The following is a 20287-nucleotide window of genomic DNA, read 5'->3' as shown; positions in this document are numbered from 1 at the left end:
ATGCGTACTAACTAAAATTTGACCAATTCAGGTCAGGGAACGGGGTAGAGGGTACCTGTGAAAGTCTCGAGTAAAAACAAGCTGTTATTCATTGTATTGTTAGTCGGGGTGGCTGTTATTGCTGCGGTGGTTGTATTGAAACCGAAGCCGGAGGAAAAACCGCCAGAGGTGGTGGTACCGCCAATGGCCGATGTTCTCTATATAGAACCCCGTCGCCAGACACTATTGGTACCCAGCCAGGGAACCGTTCATGCCCGCCATGAAATCGATGTGATCGCGCGAGTCGGCGGTGTGATCGAAAGCGTGGATGAGGCATTTGTTCCCGGTGGCTTCTTCAATAAAGACGCCCGTTTATTACAGCTTGAGCAAGCAGACTATCGCTACCAGGTCACTCGCGCGGAATCGCAACTGGCAAATGCCAAGTCCACCCTGGCTCAGGAGCAGGGCCATGCCAAGCAAGCTAAGCGCGAGTGGCGTGACCTGGGATCTGAAGCGGCCAATGCCCTGTTCCTGCGCAAACCCCATCTCGAAGCTGCCCAGGCTGCAGTGGAAGCCGCGAGAGCTGACCGCGACCAGGCAAAGCTGGATTTGGAGCGCACATCACTCAAAGCCCCCTTTGCAGGTCGTGTAGTTGAGACTTTTGTCGACCTGGGACAGTACATTACCCCCGGCACCCCTCTGGCAAAAATTCACAGCACCGGTATCGCTGAAGTCCGCCTCCCTCTGACCGACCAGCAACTGGCGTTGCTCGATCTTCCCCTGGGTAAAACTATTGAGAATGGCCCCGCTGTGCGTCTGAAAGCTGTTGTGGCTGGACGTGAACACGAGTGGCGTGCGCAATTGGTGCGAACCGAAGCGAGTATCGATCCCAACAGCCGCTTTATTTTTGCTGTTGCCCAGGTACAGAAACCCTATGAAGGGGATGTACCGCTGATGAATGGCCTGTTTGTTGAGGCAGATATTGCCGGTAGAACCTTTGATGATGTTGTGGAGCTGCCCCGTCAGGCACTACATGAAGGAGATCACCTGTTGGTTCTGAATGACGAAAGTCAGCTGATCTACAAAACTGTTGAGCTGTTGCAAACCATCGGTGACAGAATCTGGCTCCGCGGGGATATTGCTATGGGTGACCGAGTGATTGTTTCAAGCTTGGGCTACTCCCGTGAGGGTATGGTACTTACCGCTAACCCCCTCAATGAGCGGCCAGCGGGCCTGGGGAGTCTTCCTGAGGATTCAGCAGATCCCTCTACAGTATCCGCTGCTGGTGATGCCGGTGGTGTTAGCAATGCTTCCCAGGGAGGCAAGTAATGAGCGGAATCATCCCGTGGTTTGCGCGCAATAGCAAAGCCGCAAACCTGCTGATGATTATGATAATCATCGGCGGAATTTTTGGCCTTATGAGTATCGACCGGGAGGTGTTTCCCACGCTGCAGCTGGGAATTGTAGAGGTTAACATCTCTTACCCCGGCGCCGGTCCGGCAGAGGTGGAGCAGCAGGTAACCGTTCGGGTTGAGGAGGCTATCTCTGAAGTAAAGGGTATTAAGGAGGTAAATTCTGCTTCCCGACGGGGTAGTGCCTCTATTGAAATCCAGGCGATGGATGGCTACGACGAGCTGCGATTGCTCAACGATATTAAGGTTCAGGTGGATAGTATCAACACCTTTCCCGACGGTATTGAGCGTCCCGTTATTCGCTTGATTGAAGCCAACGCCGAGTTAATGATGATCGCCATTGGTGGGCCAGTTTCTGAGCGTCAGCTCAAGGAAACCACCCTGGATTTGCGTGATAAGCTCAACCTGATTTCCGGTGTACGCAGAGTTGATGTTTGGGGTGATCGACCAGACGAGTTATCCATTGAAGTTTCCGAGCTGGATTTACGCCGTTACAACCTGAGCTTTAACCAGGTTGCCGACGCAGTGCGCCGCTCCTCCCTGGATTTGCCTGCCGGCATGGTGCGCTCGGACCGCGGTGATATTCAGGTGCAAACTCGTGGCCAGGCCTATACCGCTGAAGACTTCGAGCGTATCCCCGTAGTTAGCCGTGCCGATGGCTCTGTATTGTTGCTGCGCGATGTAGCGACAGTGCGTGATGGCTTTGAGGAATACAACAACGTCATCCGCTTTAATGGCAATCCAGCCATGAACCTTCGCATTATTCAGGGCGAGCCCCTGGATGTGGTGAAAACCGCTGAGCGAATCAAAGCGTTCTTGGAGGAGACTCGCGAGCAATTGCCACCGGGCATGGAACTGGATGTCTGGTTCGACTTCTCCAAGGCATTTGAAGGCCGCATGAATCTGCTGACTACCAATGCCCTGAGCGGTTTTGCCATGGTGTTTATCATGCTGATGCTGTTCCTGCGCCCGGCACTGGCCATGTGGGTAACCGTGGGCATTGTTGTCGCTTTCCTGGGTGCTTTCTGGCTGTTGCCGGTGACCGGCGTCAGCCTAAATATGCTGTCACTGTTCGCCTTCCTGTTAATACTCGGGATTGTGGTGGACGATGCCATCATTGTGGGGGAGGCAGTGCATGCTGCCCACGATAGAGGTGAATCTGGCTTAGCTGCAGCTGAGCAAGGGGTGAAGCAGGTAGCTTCCCCGGTAATTTTCGCCGTGACCTCCACCATGGTGTTCTTTATCCCTATGCTGTTTCTACCCGGCATTACCGCACAGATGATGCTGGCCCTGCCGGTGGTGGTACTGTTGTGTCTGGTCTTCTCCCTGGTGGAATCCCTGTTGATCCTGCCGGCTCACTTGGTGGGCATGAAGCCAGAGAAACCTGCCAAATCGACTTTGGGAATTAAATTACAAAACGTACGTAGAAGTTTTGCCGGTGCGATGAAGACGGCTGGAGATAAGTACTACCTACCTTTGCTGGAAAAGTCCCTTAGCAATAGCCGCACCACAGTGATGAGCTTTATGTTGGCACTGGGTTTGTCGATCGCTGTTTTCCAGAGTGGTTATGTGGGCTCTTCATTCTCACCCCAGGTCCCCTCCGATTTATTGCAATTGCGAATTTCTATGGCCTCAGGTGAACCCTTCAGTGAAGCTGAACGGGTAATGGAGCAGGTACTCACTGCCGCTGATAAGTTGGAAACCGATGAGGGAATGCTGGAGCAGAACAAGGGTGAGTCTTTCTTGCAAAACTCCCTGGTTTTCAATTGGCGTGGCAATATTTATGTAACCTTGCAGCTTACCGATGGAGAGATGCGCGATGTCACCTCCGAGTCTTTAGCGTTGCGCTGGCGCGAATTGATTGGCGAGTTGCCGGCTAGCGTCGAGGACATGAATATTGATGCGAGCATCAACAATAGCAGTAATGGTATGAGCCTGAACCTGAGCACTGCCTCAGGGGATATGGGTGAACTGCGCGCTGCTGCTGATTTGGTTAAGGAAAAACTGGATAGTTATGTCGGTGTTTATGATGTGCGGGATAACCTGACCAGTGCCCGTCGCGATATTGAGATCCAGCTGAAACCCTACGCCACTACGATGGGTATTAACCTGTCAGATGTGGCCAGGCAGGTTCGTCAGGGTTTCTACGGTGAGGAGGTTCAACGTATCCCACGTGGTCGTGAAGATGTTCGCGTAATGGTTCGCTACCCCATGGAGGAGCGCGCCAGCGAAGAGCAGATGGACCGCATCCGTATTCGTACCAACGATGGGGAGGTACCCTTCTCAGCGGTGGCCGAGGCAGTTTACGTGCCGGGCTATACCACGATTCGCCGCAACGATCGCGAGCGCACCGTGCGGGTATTTGCCGAAATAACGCCAAATACTTCCAGCGCGCAGGATATCCTTAAGGATATGCGCGAGACCCTGGTACCTGAGCTGGAGCGCCAGTTCCCCGGTTTCTCCCTGAGAACCGCTGGGGAAATGCAGGAAGAGGAAGAGTTTAACGGTGCTATCCTGGCCTTCTTCGTATTGTCCCTGTTCGGCATTTATGCGCTGCTGGCGATTGCTTTCCGCTCCTACTCTCAGCCGCTGCTGATCCTTACTGCTGTGCCGTTTGGGTTCTTCGGTGCTTTAGTTGGCCACCTGTTGATGGGACACAACATCAGCATTATGTCGATGCTCGGCTTCCTCGCAGCGGCGGGCGTGGTTGTGAACGACAATCTGGTATTGATGGATCGTATTAATCAGCTGCGCGCTCAGGGTATGGCGGTGATGGATGCGGTAGTACACGCGGGCCGGGATCGTTTCCGCCCGATTATCCTGACTTCGATTACTACCTTTATCGGTCTGGTACCGATTATGTTCGAGCGTTCAATCCAGGCCCAGTTCCTGATCCCGATGGTGATCAGCCTGGCATTCGGCGTTCTGTTTGCAACGGCAGTGACTTTGATCTTGGTCCCCAACCTGTACAAAGTTATTGAGAAGTTACGCCCGAAGCACAAAGTTGCAGTCGAAGACGATACCCCGGTCTCATTGGAGACTGTGTAGCGCGGGTATCCAGGCACAATGGTGGATCGCCTTCACCATTGCGCCTTTGGGGTATAAATGCCTAAACTAACTGCCAGCAAAATGCCGACATTCCTGTCGGCTTTTTTATGGTGTTTGAATAGGATTCTCCCATGCGCATCCCGCGTATTTTTTCCAAGCAGCCTCTGGCTTCCGATCAAGAAGTAGACCTGGATGAGCTGGCTTCCCGTCACCTGGTAAAAGTACTTCGCTTGAATGCGGGCCACCCTTTAGTTCTTTTTGACGGCAATGGCGGTGAGTACACGGCGGAGTTGATCGAGATCGGCAAACGGGCGCGCGCGCGCACGGGAGAGTACTGTGCAGAGGATCGCCAGTCACCGTTGGCACTGACCCTGGCGATCGGTATTTCCCGTGGCGATCGCTTCGATTGGGTGATTCAGAAAGCCACTGAGCTGGGAGTGGCGGCGATACAGCCGCTGTTTACCGAACGTTGTGAAGTGAAGCTGTCCGGGGACCGCTTACAGAAAAAACTGGGTCACTGGCGCCAGATTGCTATCAGTGCCTGTGAGCAGTGTGAGCGCAACCGGGTGCCGGAGATTGCCGAACCGATAAAGCTGGCGCAGTATTTACAGAGTGAATCTGCTGAAGCTGACCCCCAAGCCAAGTTAGTACTGCATCACCGCACCGAGCTGGATCTGCGCCAATGGCAGGCGGAGCGCGGTACACCGGAATCCGCCCTGCTACTGGTAGGTCCAGAAGGCGGGCTATCGCAAGTGGAAATCGATGCGGCACTGGCGCAGGATTTTATGCCTCTGCGTTTGGGACCAAGGGTGATGCGCACTGAGACAGCGCCGATAGCGGCATTGTCGGTATTGCAATTTCAATGGGGTGATTTGTAAGTCACTGAAGGATTGGACTCGAGAGTATTCAGGGAGAGAAGAGCATGATAAAAGCATTTATCTGGTTGTTGGGCATTGTCATCGTTGTGTTATCACTGGCGATTATTGCCAAGCCGAAGCTGGCACAAAGCCTCAGCGAACGGCTTAACGAAACTGGCTATGCCCTCTCCGCCTGGGCGCGAATTATTATTGGCCTGATCCTTTTACTAATTGCAGACACTCGCCACTGGTATATTTTGTTCAATGCCCTCGGCGTACTGGTGCTATTGAGTGGTGCCTATATGCTGCAAATTGGTTTTGAACGGGGCAAAGAATTAGCGGTTAAAATTTCCCGTGGCAATGAAAATTTCCTGCGTATTAGCGGCGTCATCGGTGTCATCCTCGGCCTGATGCTGCTCTCTGCGCGTTAACGATGTAGGTTCCCATGTCTTCTACCGATTTAATTATTTTTGACTGTGATGGTGTGCTGGTAGACAGCGAGAGCATCGTCTGTCGCATATTGGCAGAAGAAATGAATCGCCTGGGCTTGCAGACCACCGCCGAGGAGCTGGACGAGCAATTCAGCGGTCGCCCGGCCAGGGACTGCTTGGTGGAAATCGAGAAGCGCTTTGGCGGACCACTACCGGATAATTATTTTGGCAATACGGAGCGGCGTATCCGCGAGGCGTTCCAGCAGGAATTGCAGCCGGTTGTGGGTATCGAAGGCCTGCTCGATCAACTTCAACAGCTGGGTCTGCGCAGCTGCGTGGCCTCCTCGGGCTCTCACCAGAAAATGCAGCTGACACTGAATAAGACCGGCTTGTACGATTATTTCGACGGGCGGATTTTCAGTGCCGACGATGTATCCCGGGGCAAGCCCTGGCCAGAGCTATTCCTGCACGCGGCAGATGCCATGGGGGTGGCGCCGGAGCGCTGTCTGGTAGTGGAGGACTCCATTGCCGGTGTCTCTGCGGCCGTCTCTGCAGGTATGCGCGTGGTTGGCTACAGTGCCCATCCAGTAAGGGGTCCCCAGCTTGAACAGCAGGGTGCCCGGGTAGTCACAGACATGATGGCAGTTCTCAACTTTATTTAATGGCCACAGTGGCCGAGACTTCCGGTTGATCAGCGCTTTCGCTGTTCTACACTGAATTTGACGTCGAGAAACCGGAAGCTGTACCTATGGCGGGTAAATTCTTGTCTGCCAGTTGCCTATTCTTATTGGCCTTTACTCTGGTGGGCTGTGACCAGTCCGAATCCCCAAAGAAATATACGCTCGAACCTGTCGATGGAATACAGTCAGGTGACAGTGAGAAGACTGCCCGAGCAGCGGCCCCCTTTGCCGATGAGCTGGTGAGGTTTTTACGGGGAAATAACCGGTCCATCGGGGACACATTCCGCCTGCGCCTGGAGTTCGATCCCGGCGGTTTTGCCCCCCGCATAGAAACCATTGCCGATCTGGAAGCCTTGCTGGTGATCATGCGCGATTTTTCAGAGATGCGAATCTCCATTGAGGGGCATACAGACAGTGGCGGCGATGCGAAAGAGAATCTCAGCCTGTCCCAGCGCAGAGCGGATTGGGTAAAGCATTTCCTGATAGAGCGAGGCGTCTCCGCTGACCGTATGGAAGCCCAGGGCTACGGCGATACTGATCCGATTGCGGATAATGAGACAGAGAAAGGCAAGCGGGAGAACCGCCGCCTGATGATCCGGGTACTAAATTTTGATCGTGTTCCCAGCAAACTGCCGAGGCGCTAACCCCGAACAGCTTGCAGGTGAAGAGCTAGCTTAGGATAGTGTCTCAGCTAGAGGCATTACCCAGTTCCTCACTGGAATTTACCGGCGTCTTTGGGGCTTGGTTGGAAAATATTTTCTTCATTAATTTTCCAGTTTGACGCAATCCAATAATACTCTGCGCTGTGAGCATACCGGAGATCATTGCACCGGCTACGCCGCAGCTCATCACATCCTGCCCTGTAAGGTAGAGCCCTTTGACCCGGCTTTTGGGTCTCAGCCAGGATTGCTCAAAGCGGTTGGGATCGTGATCCAGTCCGTAGATCTCTCCCCGTGGATAGAAGCAGAAATAATCCGTGGATAACGGGGTTGAAAGCTCGTAGTAATCGATTTCCCCACGCAACTGCGGCATGTGCTTATACAAATGCTCCAGCAGGCGCTGGCTAAATGCCTCCTTCAGGTCCTCGTAATCATCTCCTCGCTTGCCCCAAGGCTTGTCGTGCCACTGGGCAAACCAATCGTAGTTGGCCGGTGCCACAATTTCGATAGTGGCGCGGCCCGGGTAGCGCTGGGTAAAGGTGGGGTCTTTCGCAGACGGGAACGAAATATAGACTAGCGGTATTTCCTTATCCTGATCGTCGATAAAGGCCTGCATATCCTCTTCGTACTGATCGCTGGAATAGATCCAGTAATTGGTCTTGGGCAGGTTTAATTCTTCCGCAGTTTTCTCCAAGCCAATATACAGACATAGGTGAGACATGGAGCGGTTGACGGTGTCCAGGTCGCGGATATATCCCATGCGCTCACTGGTGCTGCGCGGTAACAGCTTCTCGAAGGTATTAAATACCCCTGCGCCGGAGACAACTAATGGCGCTTCGATTTCATGTCCGTCGGACATTCTTACACCGCGAACCTGATCCCCATTCATCAGGATGGTTTCCACCTTGGCATAGGTAAATACATCTCCACCACTGGCCTGGATTTGGGGAATAATCGTTTCGGAGATTTTGCTGGCGCCACCGACAGGATAGTAACCGCCATAGAGATAATGTTTGGCGATCAGGGCGTGAATAATAAAGCTGCCCTCGGATGGGGTCATGCCATTATCACCCCACTGCCCTGTCAGCACAGAGATCAGCTTTTCATTGCTGGTGATTCCACTGAGAACTTCGCGGGTGGTTTTATTGAGCCAGGCGGGTTCGCGCAGTTTTCTCCACAGACGAATAAAAGGTCCACACCAGGAGGGCAGCATTTTTTCCATTGCCAGTCGCTGCATGGCTTTGGCAACCACATTCAGCCGTTGCAGGTACTCCTCGATATTCGCGCGCTCATCGGGGAAGTGGCTGACCAACTCATCGATAAATTGCTGGCGGCCGGCTTTCAGGTCGTATTGTTTATCGCCAATACAGATGCGGTCATAGGTGCTGTCCATTGGCGCCCAGTGCAACTGGTTATTGGAAATAAAGTCGAAGATCTTGCGGGTCATGGTGGGGTGTTCACCCACATCGCCGATATAGTGGACGCCGACATCCCACTCATAACCATTGCGGTCATAGGCGTGGGTGTATCCCCCGGCAGTGTAGTGTTGCTCAAGGACAAGGGCTTTCTTGCCCATGGCACTGAGCATCGCAGCACAAGTCAGGCCGCCAATGCCTGAGCCAATGATAATGGCGTCGTAATTGCCCTCCAGGCGGCTCGGGCGATAGCGCCGACCAATACGCAGCCGGCTTGGTTTTGGGGCACTGCGCTTCTTCTCAGGGGTCTCTGTCATGATGGCCTCGCCACTATTGTTTTTATTCCTCAACCATAGCGCCCCCTATCGAGCTATGCAATAAGTTGCATATTAATATTCTGTATATCTATTGTGCGCCTTTATATATAGCGTATACAATTTGTATATTAAACATATCAAGGTAATAGTTATGGGCATCGTCAAGATTTCCGATGAGCTACACGATGAGATTCGCAAGGCCAGCACGGTGATGGCCCGTTCAATTAATTCCCAGGCGGAGTACTGGATCAAGATTGGGATGCTGGCGGAGCTGAACCCGGAATTAAGCTACAGCGACTTGTGTAAGAAGTTGCTGCGCAATCAGGCATTAACCCTGGAAGAGCTGACACGTGAGTGAAATAAAAATAAAGACTCCTGATGAGCAGGAGTTAATGCGCCAATCGGGTCAATTGTTGAGCCGTGTATTTGCCATGCTGGACTCCTTTATTGAACCGGGGGTCTCGACAATGCAAATTAATGAGCGGGTAGAAGAATTTATTGTCAATGAACTCAATGCCCGCCCCGCCAGCAAGGGGCAATATGATTATCCCTACGCCCTGAACACCTCAGTCAATGAAGTAGTCTGTCACGGCATGCCGAGCGATAAGCAGCTACTGCGGGAGGGAGATATCATCAATGTGGATATTACCCTGGAGAAATCTGGCTATATTGCGGATTCCAGCAAAATGTATAGCATCGGTACCGTGACCCCTATTGCCAGAAAACTGGTAACCACCTGCTATGAAGCTATGTGGGCCGGTATTGCCACGGTAAAGCCGGGAGTTACTTTTGGTGATATCGGCAATGCAATCCAGCGCCATACCGAGCGCAACGGATTCAGTGTCGTACGGGAATATTGTGGTCATGGTATTGGCCGGGAAATGCACGAGGCCCCGCAGGTTCTTCACTTTGGGCGGCCTGGTTCCGGTGAAGTTTTGCAGGAGGGAATGACATTTACCATTGAGCCCATGATCAATCAGGGAAATCGTAAAACTAAACTTAAGAAAGATGGCTGGACTGTAGTAACTAAGGATAAAAAGCTATCGGCTCAATGGGAGCATACGATTTTGGTAACCGGTGACGGCTATGAAGTGTTAACGCTTAGGGATGAAGAGAGATCTTCTAAGATTAAATAGCGGCCAATTAGTGATCGTTAGGTAGATAGCAATGGGTAGCGAGACACTTTACATTTTCGCTACCCACTGTTTTCAATAGATATTTTAATCCAGGCATGCAGGTTCTGCTGCGGTAAACGTGTTAAAGACCCAAGTATTGGTGCCGCTGCAATCGCCCGGATCGGTATCATCTTCCAAATCGTAAGGTGAGTTATTGAGAGAGGTATTTCGAACAATCTTGTTAAATTCACTACCCTCAACAAAGATACCGATACCTCCTTCGCCATTACTCTCTACGGTATTTTGAGTTACTAGAGTATTTGAGGAAAGCCTAATCGGAATACCTAAACCAGAATTTCCTGAGACGTTATTTAGTGAGATGGTAGAAAAATCAGCATTGTCAGATTCATCTCCTTCCCCTACGGCAATACCATCATTTAATCCGTTGGTCACTATATTAGAGAAGACATTGGTAAATTGCCCATTTACTTCGATTCCCTGATTGCCACTTCCACTTATCTCATTAAAACTAATATTGTTAAAGGATCCTCTTAATTCAATGCCCGAGTTATCAATACCCGTTATGGTATTTCGAGTTACGGTATTAGTGTTACCATTTAATTCTATGCCATCGCCGCGATCGCTGTTGGTGATAATATTATCCCTGGCAATACAGTTATTGGATTCTATGTAGATGGCATCGAATATCGTATCAATGATTTCCATAGAATAAATACTGTGTGAGCCTTCCCCTTCCGCATTGACCCCGTCTCGACAGGCCGCAATGATCCCACCATATACCTGGGCTCCAATACCAGTTAACAGTATTCCGGCCTGCCCCGTTGCCTCTTCATCATCACAGGTAAGCTGAAAGCCGTCCATATTCAGGCTTCCACTAGGACCCTCTATGGTTAAAGCGACTTCATTTTGTTCCGTTATCACACAGAGCAAATCCCTATCCAGAGTGGTTGGTGTTGTAATAATATCTCCACAGTCAATAGCCCAAACAGAAAATGGACTCAATAATCCTGAAAATAAAACTGTTGCGTAAATGTTACGTATTTTCATTATGTGTACCTTTTAAGTGGAGAGTATTCCTATGACATTCTTTATGTTCCAATTGCGAATTTATAGGAATTAATTTCAATTTTGTAATATATAATTGGAATCTATTTTCTGTTTTATATCATAATTTTAGATTTATTTATTTTTTTGTTTGGTGGCTGGCGCGCCAATTATTTATGTCGAATTCCTAAGGAAAGTATTGCGTTCGTGTAATGGTGACAGTGACGTCAGTCTTCTGTTTCCTTGACAGGTTCACGTCAAATGAAGATATACTGTATTTTTGTACAGTGTCGTAGGTGTTTAATTATGCGCCCCAGAGTTATAGTTTTTGATAGTGAACCGATTCGTATCTGCCGCTATAGGTCCAGTTATGACAATCGCCCTATGTACGCGATTAGTATTTTGAACTATGAAAAGTACGTACGTCGGTTTTCTGTTGCTGTGGGAGTGGATTTGCGCAAGGAATTGGAGTTAACCTTGTGCCAGATGAGAGGGATCGAGAGTAATTTAAGGTGGCTGTCCGAATATACTGAAAAAACCAGTTCAGCGGGATAAGTGGGAGGCTCTGGGTGTGTAGTGTCTTTGATGTCAGTGATCATGCGGGTATGGAGCGTTTTCTCGATACCTATGGCATTCGGGGCGCCGGACATATGATTTACGGTAGACGCCGGAGGCCCACCCAGCAGGTGTCTATTGTAACTACTCGGAAGGGTTCTGCTGAAATAGAAAATGCCATTTGGCATCTCTATCTTGAAAGGCATGGTGATACTTGGCGGCCCCATAAAAAATACTGGTCCATCAACAGTAATTGGAAGAAACTGGACTCCAGACCGGAATATCGCAAGTCCCGTTGCTTAATACCCGCTACCGCCTGGGTGGAAAGCCAAGGTGGCAAGTACCCGGTAGAATTCAGTTATGGTGAACCTTTTTTCTTTTGTGGTTTGTATAAAATCTGGGGAAATTTACTCAGTTGCTCAATCATTACTTTGGACTCCCACCCAGCCACTAAGCGCTACCATGAAAAGTCACTTCCCATGATTGCGCCCAATCGCCCAGATTTTGTAGCATCCTGGTTAAATTGTGCGGCGGCGACAGAAGATTTTAGCCCTTTCTTAAAACCATCCATTGAGTACTCGGGGAAAATACTGACAGCCCACCCTTTGCTGCGGGCAACTTCGACTGAGTATATCGATGATCCTATCCCCGTAATTGGATAATTATTTACTTTTTGATACAGAGCAATCTAAATTATATTTCCTGCGCGGCGTATCAATTAGCTTCTGCCTTGAACTTATACTTCTTTCGTGAGGTGCAAAATATGCGCCGGTTTCATCTAGAAGATCTACAAAGCGATTAAGCCGATGTATTTGTTTTTGGTTTAAATTATCTTGAGCAAGAAGTGCATTGATTTCTGTGCTAGCCAGCTCCTTTGCTGCTATATCTTCTGGCAGACCACTGCGAGTACATAATCCATAAGTCCCCTCAATAAAGTGTTGCCATTCCTCTTCGATATATTGAGAAATTTCGGATGAAAATTTTGGGTTGCTGGATTCGTATCCTAAATTTCGCAATTGAGCTATTTTATCCATGTATCGATCACCAAAGCACTGATAAATAGAGTTAAAGTCTTGCTTAGCCTCTATGACATCGATCCAGCTGGTATAGCCTTTTGCAAAGTACTCAACTGCCTGTTTTTCGGAGTGGGCTCCAAAAAAGGATTCACAGTCCCATTGAATATTGAGCTTATAGGAGGGCTTTGGCATAACACCCTCATCCTGGTAGCGCTGCAATTGTAGTTCGCTGATTTGAGTAGCCTGAATAAGCTGTTCTTTGGTTAGGAAGTGTTTATCCAAATAATTAAGCAATTCCACTGAATGTGCTCCAAGGTAGAAATCGAATGGAATTCTAGCGCCTGGAGCACTTAATACTTCGATGTGAGCCGAAGCATCTTTTCACTCTTGATAAGTCTTGGAGAATTTATTCCTGCAGGAAGAGAATATCCGTTCTAATAATATATTTGATTCCTCGGGTGATTGGAGTAGAGCTGTGAATTCTGTGTAAGGGGTGCATCCCATGGGGGAAGCACAGTACGGCTCCGGCAGGTGTGCGGACATCGATGTCTAATAAAGAGTCCCGACTGGGTTGTTTTAGCGGGTCATCTGCATTCACCCTGAATCGGGTTGCACCACCTTCAAAATCTTCACTCAGCAGTACTAAAAACGTCATTTCACTATAGCGATCGGGGTAGCCATTGGTGATCAACTGGTTGTTGTCAATCCGGCTACCGGGCCAGGCGCCATCGGTGTGGTACTGGAAGAAATCTCCCTCACCATAGCGATAAAAGCGGAAACGCTGATTGATGCCGACAGCCTCTCTTCCACCAAAGTAACCATTTAAGTCCTGCGCCAGGTCTCGGCATCGCTGCCAGATCTGTCGCTCTGTAACCTCGTCAACCACCCAGGTCAGGTTGTCGTTGTGGCGGACCTCCCGGGGCAGGGAGACGGCTGCATCCGGTAAATAACCCACCGCTTCAGTGATATCAATGAGCCGTTGGCACTCGTCTTTTGAAAAGACATTGAGCAATTGGAAGGCTCCGGGTACCTCGGCGATATCTCGTCGTGAAACCGGCAGTGGCGCTTGCTCGGCCAGGGCCGCCGGGTTTTTACTGCGAGTAGCCCAGGTGGGTAGAGCCGGGTGCTCTGCTCCGGGTTCACGGGCGATAACAAAGAAGTCATTCAAGTGGGTGACAGTATCAATACTTTCAGTCGTGGACATCTGCTGTACTTCTATAGAAAAACTTTTAAAAGACTTAGCGGTTTAAAACGGTAATTTGTGCAAACTGCCGGTGCCCTTCAGCTCCACCGTGGAAGCCAAAGCCACTTTGCTTGGCGCCCACCCAAGGTGACCCGCCGGCGCCCTGGTTGATGCCAATCATTCCCGCTTGCAGCTGGCTGGCGACTTGCTCGGCCTGTTTGCTTTCACCAAACACAACCGCACCGAGACCGTAAACAGAGTTATTGGCCCGCTCGACCACATCGTCTACTGAGCTAAAGCGGTCGATGGCTACGATAGGCCCAAAAGTCTCATCATCTTCCACCAGCATGCCCGGTCGAATACCGCTGATAACTGTGGGCGGAATAAACGGCACCTGTGGATCGCGCTCCCCTAGAAGAAGCTTTGCGCCTTTATTCAGGGCATCGTGGATATGCTCCACTACCTTTTGATGTTGGCGGTGATTAACCAAGGGGCCGATATCCACCTGTGGCTCCTGCCACCCGCCGACACGATATTGCTTCGCCAATGCCACCACGGCATTTTCGAATTTATCGGCAATTTTTTCGTCCACATAAATACGCTCTGTGGAGGTGCACATCTGGCCAGAATTCTCAAAACTGGAGCCAACGGCAAATTGTGCAGCCTGGGGAATATTGGCGCTCTGCAACACGATCATCGGGTCATTGCCACCCAATTCCATAACCAGGCGTTTCAATGCCGGAGCGGCATTGGCCATAATTTTTTGGCCCGTTGTTCGCGATCCGGTAAAGGCGACCATATTGATGGGGGATTTCACCAGGGCTTCACCGGTGGCGCCATCGCCGTGAGCAATTTGTAAAATGTCCTGAGGCAGGGTTTGATTGAGTGTTTTCACCAATAAGTCAGCGACCAATGGCGACTCTTCTGAAGGTTTTAAAATCACAGCGTTGCCGGCGACCAGCGCGGGAACAATCAGGTTATTGGCCATGGCCAGTGGATAGTTCCAGGGGGAGATAACCGCAACAACGCCCAGTGGCCGATATTGAATTTCGCTACCGCCACTGCGTTTTGTCCGCAGGGACTCTCCGGCATCCCCCGCTAACCAGGCACCGCCTTGAACTACGCCGCCGGCTTCATACTGTGCTCGCCGGGCATCTTTGCCCATTTCACGGCTGATAAGTTGTGCCAGCTCTCCCTCTTCCGCATTCAGTTTTGTGTAAGCCTGCTGAAGTAGTTGTACTCGCTCCTGAAGAGATTTACTCGACCACACTAGCTGCGCTTTGTGGGCTTTCTCCACCATGTCCTGAATATCTTGGGGCTTGCTGACAGGTAGCGATCCGATGGCCTCTCCGGTTAGTGGATCAATCGATCGAAGTATATTTTCCATAATGAGGTCTCACTCAATCCGGCCACTTTATTGAGTGGCCGGGTGTTTTTTTAAAAGCGTTGGTGTTATTGGTCAAACAGGACAATAGTGCGAATTTCCAAGCTGGTTCTGCGGGGTGCCCTTGCACTTCCCGGCAGGTCGAAAGCGCAGTGGGGAACACCGGTTACATCGCCTCGGTGCTGGCTATCGAAGACCCGCAGTAAAATGCCTTCGCCGGGCTGCATATCGCTAAACCAAATCCAGCGGTGAACCGGGTTGAAACTCAACACCGAAATCTGCCCTTTTCGCTCCGGGTAAATTAATCGCATATTGTGGAAATCACTGGCGGCGACAGTGCGCAGGTCCACCATTGCCAACGGTGACTCCTGCACCGGGCGCAATAGGGGCAGCCAGAGATTAATAAACTGGTAGCGCGGATAATCTGATGGCTTGTACCCCCGGGCCTCCAGGGTTTCCTTTAGCTGGCGCTCTGCGGACCAGGGCGTGTAATCGTTGTGCACCAGTTTCACCGGGGATCGGCGACTGCGGCTCAGCTCCGGTGTCGCATCAGTCGATGGCTGGGCTCGCAATGTGTGGTCAAAGGTCAGTACCTTTGCTGCACCCAGGTGAGCGCCTATCCAGGATTCAATAGCTGGATACCATTGGGTGCGAATCAACTGGTCGCGCTCCTCAGGGCTGGGGCCACTCCCTGAGGGTTGGTCCAGCGCGTGTAGCGCATCATCCAGCTGGCGCAGGTTAATGCCGAGCATAGGGCGTACCAGCTCAAATCCCTGGGTATCGATACGAAAACGCTCCCCGGCGGTTTTCAGGGCGCGACCATCGTAGATGTGAACCTGCTGGGAAATAACATTCTCGACCAGATTGGCGGGCCCTGGGCCCTCTGAACGCTTGTCGTACACCAGATCGCTACTGGGATCAGCGTAGTGAATAATTGCTGTAACTAATTGATCCTGAAAGGAGGATCGGGCTGCGGTTTGCATAGTGAACTCTCCCCCCACCGAAGTGGATGCCATACGGGCCAATCTACTCACAATGCTAGGGTTACGTGGATACAATGAAAACCAAGTAACAGTTGTGAGTGATACAGGTTTGAGCAGAAATCATCGGGCGAACCCACTGGAGAGGCTGGAGTTACGTCAACTTCGCTTAATGAACGCTATCTTGCGGGAACTGAACTTATCCCGGGTGGCTGACCAGCTGGGTGTGAGCCAGCAAACAGTCAGTGAACAATTGAAACGCCTGCGGGAAATCTTTGATGACCGGCTTTTTATTCGCACCAGCAACGGTGTTATTCCCACCCCCCTGGCCGAGCGCCTGGCTCCCAAATTGGATGAGATCCTGAATAATGTCGCGGCGCTGCTGCGTACGGATGAATTTGATCCGGCACAGCATCGGGGCATCTTTACCATCAGTGCAACGGACTTTGAGCAGCGGGTGGTACTGCCGGTTCTCCTCAAGCAGCTGCGTCAGCAGGCTCCAGATATAAAAGTCGTGGTGCTTAAGTTGGAGATTGATCGCATGGCCCAGCAACTGCAAACCGGTGAAGTGGATCTCGTGTTTAGCACGCCGGGATTTGTGCCGGATAACAGCCCCAGCATGTTGTTGTATCGAGAGCACTACGTCTGTGTATGTTGTCAGCACACCGATATGCTGCACAGCGCCAATCAGCCTTTGGAAATGGAAGAGTTGGCGGCTTTGCCACAGCTGGTGGTATCACCTTCCAGGGGAGATCTGCGGGGCATGGCGGATAGTTGGTTTGAGCAGTTTGGTTTGGAGCGCAATGTGGTGCTGTCTGTCCCCTCTTTTGCTGCCGCAGCCGAGTGCATTGCCTCTACCAATACCGTTGCCTTTTTGCCCTCGCGACTGTTGCCTGATCCCCGACTAAAAACACTGCCTATTGTCGAACAGCCCCCGGGGTTTGATGTGATTGCCGCCTGGCATACCCGCAGCAGTCAGGACCCTTTGCACAAGTGGATTCGCACCCTGTTAGCACAACAATTTCCCACTAATTAGTGAGGGAGGCAGCGCTGCTAAACTTGAGCATTCCAAGGATTCAAGTGGTGATCGTCATGCGTGCAGCATTTTTTCTGCTGATATTTTTAAGCGCTTCTGTTTACGCTCATACCGATTTTACCGAGCAAATGGGTATCCCCCACTTATTTGCCAAAGACGCACTGGTTGAGGAAATTAAAAAAGTGGATTGCACCCTCTCTGAGGGGCGCAAGACCCAATGCTGGATGATTGTGGTAAAGGCTGAACCCAAACATAAAATGGGGCCCTGGTGCCCACACAATGTTGTCGACCCAATTACGTCTGGCGGCATGATGTTTATCAAGCAGCAGATAGTGCCGATTGATGGACCTTTCGTTAAAAATGCCGCGACCTTTTTCTCTGATCCAAAATGGAGCCTATATGATCCCAAAACCGGGGCGATAAAGGTTACCGATTCGAAGCAGGCCTGCGAGATGGCCGCGCGGCCTGATGTGGCACCGCAATACAACAATTACTGCGTGGAGTGCCTGGCCAGCTATATGGGCCCGGATTTTCATACCCGCTACCTGATCCCCGTACAGCCTGAGAAGGCCAAGTCAAAGCAGAATCCCGATGGTTTTTCCGGTTATGGAGTCGCTTTTAATGGGGTTAAATTTGATATCGCCGCGCCTATCGGCGCAATTTTAGGTGCACACACCTTAGCGCCAGTGGATGCCTGTGGTGGTCATGTAAACCCCCATGTGGGCTATCACTACCATGCTGCCCTGGGTTGCAGCCAAGCCTACCCGTCTGCCGCAAGCCATGCAGCGATTGTCGGTGTCGCCATAGATGGCTACCTGATCTATGCGCGGGAGAATGCCGATGGCCGCGAGCCCGATGACCTGGACGAATGTCGTGGCCATGAGTTTGCAGACCTGGGCTACCACTACCACGCCAACCTCGCTGCAGAAAACGATATCTTGCATTGCCTAAAAGGGGAGAGAGGTTGTGCCCTGACCGGCAATCAAAGCCAGTGCGATTTCTCCCACCGGGGACCTCCCGGACCACCCAGGCGTTAACTCAGGCCCAATTGTTGCTTTAAATAGTGAAAGATGAAGAGAGCCTCAGCGCTCTCTTTGGTATTGATATCAATAAATGGCGTCGAATAACTGTCTTATAAGCCCAGGACTTGATCTGACCGTCAGGTTTCCTTAATGGCCCTGGGAGATAATGCCTCTAACTATTTCAGGTAATCCGGAATACCAACAATGAGCAATGGTACAAATTTCTATCTGATCCGAATGGTGGAATCCCTCGGTGTGCTGGTGCGCACTCGCCTGTGGATGCAGATAGTGGTCGCCATGATCCTGGGGCTAGCTGTCGGCCTGCTGCTATCTCCTGAAGGGGCCGCGCTGGTGAGCCAGGATCTCAGTGCGGCATTGGCCAGCTGGTTTAAGCTGCCGGGCTCCATCTTTCTGAATATGATCCAAATGGTGGTGATACCGCTGATTATGTCTTCAATCATCCTGGGGCTCAGTGGCAGCGGGAATGTCAGTCAGCTTAAACGGGTCGGGCTGCGCATCGCTCCCTACTTTGTCGGCACTACCACTGTTGCGGTGATTATCGGCATTATCCTGGTCCAGTTGATCCAACCCGGCGACTATATCGATGAGTCCCTGCTCAGCGCCGCCACTGAGTTACAGGTTGCGAGCGCCCCCCAGGTGATGGAGACCAAACCGCTTCCCGAGCGTATTGCTGAATTGATTCCCGCCAACCTCAATGAAAGTATCGCCATGCGCAATATGTTGCAGCTGGTGGTCTACGCGATTTTTATTGGTGTTGCAGTGATGCTGTTGCCGCAAAAGCAGCGGGAAACCGCAGTATACGCTTTTGGCATTATTCAGGAGGTGGCACTTAAGGTGGTTGGTTGGGCCATGCTGTTTGCACCCCTGGCCGTATTTGGCCTTCTGGCAGATATCGCCATTCGCGTTGGTCTCACTGCAATTCTGGGAATGTCTGTGTATGTGGGCACCGTAATTCTGGGGTTACTTATTCTTCTCAGTTTTTACCTGATCATTGTTTCCCTGGTGACCTCCGTCGGCCCGATCACATTTTTGCAGAGAATTAGCGGAGTGCAGCTACTGGCATTCTCCACATCCAGCTCTGCTGCGGTAATGCCGCTGTCAATGAAAGTTGCAGAAAGTCCCCTGGGAGTAAAACCATCCATCGCCAAATTTATTGTGCCCCTGGGCGCTACTGTGAATATGGATGGCACGGCGCTCTATCAGGTAATCGCTGCGGTATTTTTAACTCAGGTATATGGTATTGACTTAACCACTGCACAGTTGGTGGGTCTCACCGTGACTACCGTTGGCGCTTCAATTGGTTCTCCCAGTACGCCGGGCGTCGGTATCGTAATCCTGGCGACAATTCTGGCCGGTATTGGTGTCCCGCCGGAAGGTATTGCGCTGATTCTGGGGGTGGATCGGATTCTCGATATGTGCCGTACCGCCGTGAACGTCACTGGTGACCTGACTGCCTGTTTGGTAATGGACAAGTTGCTGGGTAGCGATAGGTTGGAGGAAGGGACTACCCAAACCGCTTAACTTGGGTACGAACTAATGTTGAACAGGAACCTTCAGTATCTCGAAAGTACGAAGGTCCTTCTGTCCTTCATAGTATTTTTCCAGCACCTCTTCAAATAGCTTGTCTTTGGGATCGGCGATAGAAAATAGCGTCATGGATGACTTAAGTTTTACATCATCCGGTGAGCCGAATATCTGGTAGGCGGAGTAATTATTCAGTTGCAATAACTCCTTGCAGCACTCTTTGAGCCTGGGGCCGAGCACAGGGTGCTCCAGGTAAGCCCGGGCTTCATCCAGGTTTTTAATTGCAAAATGTTCGGATGTTGCGCTGTGCCCCAGGCCGGATATCTGGGGGAATATATACCACATCCAGTGGGAGCGCTTATGGCCGCTATGCAACTCACTCAGGGCACTTTCATAAGAGCTTTCTTGCGCCGTCACAAAACGCTCAAGGTGAAATGGTTGGGCCATGCTTTGATTCCCTTTATTCTTATTCCTTTGCAGGCCCAAGGTTAGCAGTAATAAGGATGAATGCTAGAGGATGAACTGCCTGACGGCAGACCTTTCACTAGTTAATCAATATTCATCATAATTACGGCAAGTACAGGCTGC

Annotated in this window: 20 protein-coding genes; 13 read left to right on the top strand and 7 right to left on the bottom strand. The window is 51.0% G+C overall.

Annotated features, from left to right (window positions below):
• Positions 1–57 precede the first annotated feature (57 nt).
• From ACJJI1_RS07065 to ACJJI1_RS07040, 6 genes are all read left to right on the top strand, one after another.
• Positions 58–1308, top strand: a complete 1251-nt coding sequence (locus tag ACJJI1_RS07065) for an efflux RND transporter periplasmic adaptor subunit (protein ID WP_444918566.1) — start codon at positions 58–60, stop codon at positions 1306–1308.
• The gene (locus ACJJI1_RS07060) at positions 1308–4439 is read left to right on the top strand and encodes an efflux RND transporter permease subunit (protein ID WP_444958945.1); all 3132 of its coding nucleotides are present in this window, start codon (positions 1308–1310) and stop codon (positions 4437–4439) included. The genes ACJJI1_RS07065 and ACJJI1_RS07060 overlap by 1 nt, the downstream gene beginning before the upstream one ends.
• A 131-nt stretch (positions 4440–4570) precedes the next feature.
• A complete protein-coding gene (locus ACJJI1_RS07055; protein ID WP_444958944.1) occupies positions 4571–5317 on the top strand; it encodes a 16S rRNA (uracil(1498)-N(3))-methyltransferase in 747 nt (248 codons plus the stop codon).
• 44 nt (positions 5318–5361) lie between these two features.
• Positions 5362–5727, top strand: coding sequence for a hypothetical protein (locus ACJJI1_RS07050; RefSeq protein WP_282930692.1), 366 nt, complete (start codon positions 5362–5364; stop codon positions 5725–5727).
• Positions 5728–5741: 14 nt separating this feature from the next.
• Positions 5742–6389, top strand: coding sequence for an HAD family hydrolase (locus tag ACJJI1_RS07045; RefSeq protein ID WP_282930693.1), 648 nt, complete (start codon positions 5742–5744; stop codon positions 6387–6389).
• An 86-nt stretch (positions 6390–6475) separates the two neighbouring features.
• Complete coding sequence (locus tag ACJJI1_RS07040; protein ID WP_444958943.1) at positions 6476–7051, top strand: OmpA family protein; 576 nt, start codon at positions 6476–6478, stop codon at positions 7049–7051.
• 43 nt (positions 7052–7094) lie between these two features.
• Here the strand turns inward: ACJJI1_RS07040 and ACJJI1_RS07035 are convergent, their stop codons facing one another.
• Positions 7095–8798: a phytoene desaturase family protein gene (locus ACJJI1_RS07035; RefSeq protein WP_444940421.1), complete on the bottom strand. Its 1704-nt coding sequence runs from the start codon at positions 8796–8798 to the stop codon at positions 7095–7097.
• Between the two features lie 151 nt (positions 8799–8949).
• Here ACJJI1_RS07035 and ACJJI1_RS07030 point away from each other — a divergent pair, with 151 nt between their 5' ends.
• A complete protein-coding gene (locus ACJJI1_RS07030; RefSeq protein WP_413663773.1) occupies positions 8950–9156 on the top strand; it encodes a ParD-like family protein in 207 nt (68 codons plus the stop codon).
• 34 nt (positions 9157–9190) lie between these two features.
• On the top strand, positions 9191–9934 hold the full coding sequence (map, locus tag ACJJI1_RS07025; RefSeq protein ID WP_413665901.1) for a type I methionyl aminopeptidase: 744 nt from the start codon (positions 9191–9193) through the stop codon (positions 9932–9934).
• Between the two features lie 84 nt (positions 9935–10018).
• Here map and ACJJI1_RS07020 read toward each other — a convergent pair whose 3' ends face one another.
• Positions 10019–10981 (bottom strand): right-handed parallel beta-helix repeat-containing protein, encoded by a 963-nt coding sequence (locus ACJJI1_RS07020; RefSeq protein WP_444958942.1) that lies wholly within the window; start codon positions 10979–10981, stop codon positions 10019–10021.
• Positions 10982–11284: 303 nt separating this feature from the next.
• On the opposite strand from ACJJI1_RS07020, the gene ACJJI1_RS07015 reads away from it, so the two are divergent.
• Together ACJJI1_RS07015 and ACJJI1_RS07010 are read left to right on the top strand one after the other, a co-directional pair.
• Complete coding sequence (locus tag ACJJI1_RS07015; RefSeq protein ID WP_413663771.1) at positions 11285–11533, top strand: hypothetical protein; 249 nt, start codon at positions 11285–11287, stop codon at positions 11531–11533.
• Positions 11534–11547: 14 nt separating this feature from the next.
• Positions 11548–12195, top strand: a complete 648-nt coding sequence (locus tag ACJJI1_RS07010; RefSeq protein WP_444958941.1) for an SOS response-associated peptidase family protein — start codon at positions 11548–11550, stop codon at positions 12193–12195.
• Here the strand turns inward: ACJJI1_RS07010 and ACJJI1_RS07005 are convergent, their stop codons facing one another.
• The 4 genes from ACJJI1_RS07005 to ACJJI1_RS06990 all read right to left on the bottom strand — a co-directional run bounded on the left by ACJJI1_RS07005 (position 12196) and on the right by ACJJI1_RS06990 (position 16099).
• Complete coding sequence (locus ACJJI1_RS07005) at positions 12196–12849, bottom strand: DUF6058 family natural product biosynthesis protein (RefSeq protein ID WP_444958940.1); 654 nt, start codon at positions 12847–12849, stop codon at positions 12196–12198.
• A gap of 106 nt (positions 12850–12955) precedes the next feature.
• Complete coding sequence (locus ACJJI1_RS07000; RefSeq protein WP_444958939.1) at positions 12956–13753, bottom strand: prolyl hydroxylase family protein; 798 nt, start codon at positions 13751–13753, stop codon at positions 12956–12958.
• Positions 13754–13787: 34 nt separating this feature from the next.
• Positions 13788–15119: an aldehyde dehydrogenase family protein gene (locus ACJJI1_RS06995; protein WP_444958938.1), complete on the bottom strand. Its 1332-nt coding sequence runs from the start codon at positions 15117–15119 to the stop codon at positions 13788–13790.
• Positions 15120–15184: 65 nt separating this feature from the next.
• Positions 15185–16099 carry a CmcJ/NvfI family oxidoreductase gene (locus ACJJI1_RS06990; RefSeq protein ID WP_444958937.1) on the bottom strand — a complete coding sequence of 305 codons (915 nt, stop codon included), beginning with the start codon at positions 16097–16099 and terminating at the stop codon, positions 15185–15187.
• Between the two features lies 1 nt (position 16100).
• On the opposite strand from ACJJI1_RS06990, the gene ACJJI1_RS06985 reads away from it, so the two are divergent.
• The 3 genes from ACJJI1_RS06985 (at position 16101) to ACJJI1_RS06975 (ending at position 19696) form a co-directional block, all read left to right on the top strand.
• Positions 16101–17132 carry a LysR family transcriptional regulator gene (locus ACJJI1_RS06985; protein ID WP_444958936.1) on the top strand — a complete coding sequence of 344 codons (1032 nt, stop codon included), beginning with the start codon at positions 16101–16103 and terminating at the stop codon, positions 17130–17132.
• A 56-nt stretch (positions 17133–17188) separates the two neighbouring features.
• Entirely contained in the window at positions 17189–18169 is a 981-nt protein-coding gene (locus ACJJI1_RS06980; protein ID WP_444958935.1) for a YHYH protein, read from the top strand.
• Positions 18170–18358: 189 nt separating this feature from the next.
• Positions 18359–19696 (top strand): dicarboxylate/amino acid:cation symporter, encoded by a 1338-nt coding sequence (locus tag ACJJI1_RS06975; RefSeq protein WP_444958934.1) that lies wholly within the window; start codon positions 18359–18361, stop codon positions 19694–19696.
• A 12-nt stretch (positions 19697–19708) separates the two neighbouring features.
• Here ACJJI1_RS06975 and ACJJI1_RS06970 read toward each other — a convergent pair whose 3' ends face one another.
• A complete protein-coding gene (locus ACJJI1_RS06970) occupies positions 19709–20146 on the bottom strand; it encodes a DUF1810 domain-containing protein (protein WP_413663762.1) in 438 nt (145 codons plus the stop codon).
• Between the last annotated feature and the right edge of the window lie 141 nt (positions 20147–20287).

It is taken from the genome of Microbulbifer maximicatervae (SeqCode) (genome assembly GCF_052467065.1).
The sequence above is the reverse complement of the archived record's forward strand: the minus strand, read 5'-3'. Positions and strand labels throughout refer to the sequence as shown.